This is a genomic window from Chitinivibrionales bacterium (assembly GCA_014728215.1).
Taxonomy (GTDB): domain Bacteria; phylum Fibrobacterota; class Chitinivibrionia; order Chitinivibrionales; family WJKA01; genus WJKA01.
Map to the genome: position 1 here is coordinate 1 of WJLZ01000221.1, position 2,603 is coordinate 2,603.

Genomic DNA, 2,603 nt, shown 5'->3' on the forward strand with positions numbered 1-2,603 from the left:
ATATCATGGATATCCAGTATCAGTTTAGCGCCGAAGAGTTTGGTAAATAGTGCCGCAAAAATCTCAAAATCGGGTACCGAATGGACATGGATAATGTCGTATCTTCGGGTAAAGCATTGTTTTGTAAGAAAAGCCATGGAGTGGAAAAAGAACCCGAGGAGGTTCCGCAGGTAGCTTGATTTTCCTTTTACACTAAAATTCCGCTTCTGGATTTTAAAGACATTAACGCCTTTCACTGTCGCTCGGGCGGGGCTGCCGTCCTGTCTGAGCACAATCGCATCGACGTCCCAACCTTCATTCACCAGCGTTTCTGCATACCTCCGGACCCGGTTGTCGGGCTCGTAAAATGCATACGCGACCATACATGCCTTTTTCTTCATGAGTATGAGCCTGAGTTAATACAGATTAAAAAATTAACACTGTTTTAAAATATAACAAGGGCTTTTTTTGATGATGGTTAGGAGCTAATTCAGCTCTTCCAGCTTCTCCGGCGCCAGGGTATTCGAATAATTTTCCTTCCAGAACCTGCTGATCTCTTTCGGCAGCGCGTGCCAATACCGGCCTTCGTACCGCTCTTTGACATAGCGAAGGAAATCAGAATAGAGTTCCGGAGGGTATTCATCGAGTCGTCGGGGTGAAGAATCGAGTGCGATATAGTCGGGGTGGGTGATAAAGAGTGCCATCCCGCCATGTTCTGCTATCCAGTCGAGCTTTTTTTTCCAGAGTTGTGGTGATTTTTCCTGCATAAGGATAAACACGGTAAAATCCTGGGGCAGGGTATAGGGGAGTTCGACATATGACTTTGTATGGTTGTTGAAGATAAAGGGGAAGATGGTCCCAACGCCCCTGATCTGGGGTTCGAATGGATCGAATTCAAAGGTTGAGGCGTCGTAGTTGATATCCAGATCGGCGATCCATTCAAGATTATAGTGCATAGAGGGCGATCTGAAACCGGTGACATTCCATTGCTTTATGTAATCGTTGATTTTTTTTGCCCGGGCATTGAAGGTATTGTGTGTCTCATAGAGTCGGCCGTCGTGTTTGAGTCCGTGGATCCCGATTTCACATCCCATTGCCTGGAGTTTTTCGAAGAGTGACGGATCGATGGTGTATCGTTCGGGCACGAAATTGAAGGATGATGTAAAACCAAATGACCGGTCCAGCTCGGCAAGCTTGATAGCTCTGTCGCAGCCGATCTGCAATTCGACGTCATGGGTGATTACAAAGGCGAACTGTTTATTGTCGGGCCATCCTTTCCATTGCGGCGGTGGTGGTGCGGAGTTTTCGTGGATCGGCCATTCCTGTGCGATCCGTTTGATTTTAAGTTTTACAAAAAAACGGCGCAATGCGATCTGCACCCACCGGGGCATTGCCGGGCGGGCCAGGTAATAGATCTGGTTTCTGATCGATGTTGCCAGTGCAGACGGAGAATGAGACATAATCATTGGTTGTATCCTGCTTCTTTATATGATATAAACAAGCCGGGGCAATGTAAAGAAAAAACCGTGTTGGTTAAAAGATGTAAAGCGCGTGCTTTACCGTACAAAAGAAGCGGTCATGATTGTTTCTGGCTTTTCGGGTGTTTTTTTGCGATTTCGGCAATCCCGGCGATTGATACCAGCAGGCTTCCGGCTAATTCAAAGAGCCATCTGATACGGATACGGGGGATAGTCAGAGGCGGATCGATATGGATATGCTGAAACATGGCGGCCCGTACCACGATAAAGGTACCTAGAAAGCAGAACCCGATTATCAGGAGATAGTAGTCTTTAAGGATGTCCCGCAGATACCAGAGGGCGGAAGCGAACATGCCGAGGGCGATGATGCCGAAGGCCAGTGCAAAGAATTTCTGGAATGTGCGGCGGCTCTGGTACCATCCCCGGGACCGGGCAACGGCCCGTCCGATATCGATACCAAGTGATTGCAGATCGAGTTGTTTATTGACTGCCATAAGAATCATGACAAGTCCCACAATTCGCCAGAGAAGTTGTTTTTTAGTTTCCGAGGGCATGTCAAAGGAAGATTTAAATCCCACCCATGCGGCGATCGCGGCGGAGAGCAGATAGCCGGAGAAGATAATCCATCCAACAAGAGAGGGATCATGAATTCCGGGGCGCCAGTGGATGTGGTGGAGGAGTGAGGTCATGTTGTTACGAGGTTACGTTTTTACGAGCGCACGAGCGCACGAGCTCACGAAGTCACGAGCGCACGAGCGCACGAGCGTAAGACGGACGGTTTGTGAATATTGGTACCCCTCCGGGAACCTGCCGGGGATACTATCCTTTGCTTTTTTGCGATCGAGATAGTTCACAATAGCCAACGTATGTACCGGATATCTTCCTATGCCGATTTATTCGGCATAGCTATAAAAAAGCATTTTTCATAGAAGGGATTTAAAGAAAAGGCCCGACGAAAGGAGGAAAAGCCAGGAGTCCCTTTCCTTATAAAACATTTTCGTCCTATAAATTACTGAGTAAGCTTAGCGCTTGCCAATCTATTCAGGCTGATTCCATTTTCAGAAGCTTCAAGCGCCAATCGCCTGTGAACTTCCGGTGGGACTCGAACAACGAATTTCCCGCTGAAATGTTTTGATGCAATAGGAT

Annotated in this window: 4 protein-coding genes; all 4 read right to left on the reverse strand. The window is 47.7% G+C overall.

The annotated features are described in order from the left end of the window. On the reverse strand, positions 1–380 hold a 380-nt coding region (locus GF401_20465; GenBank protein MBD3347437.1), incomplete at its 3' end, for a glycosyltransferase WbuB. An 84-nt stretch (positions 381–464) separates the two neighbouring features. Further along, positions 465–1,406, reverse strand: a complete 942-nt coding sequence (locus GF401_20470) for a hypothetical protein (protein ID MBD3347438.1) — start codon at positions 1,404–1,406, stop codon at positions 465–467. A 149-nt stretch (positions 1,407–1,555) separates the two neighbouring features. Beyond that, positions 1,556–2,146: a hypothetical protein gene (locus tag GF401_20475; protein MBD3347439.1), complete on the reverse strand. Its 591-nt coding sequence runs from the start codon at positions 2,144–2,146 to the stop codon at positions 1,556–1,558. 320 nt (positions 2,147–2,466) lie between these two features. Continuing rightward, the coding region (locus tag GF401_20480; GenBank protein MBD3347440.1) for a toxin-antitoxin system HicB family antitoxin at positions 2,467–2,603 on the reverse strand (137 nt) is incomplete at its 5' end.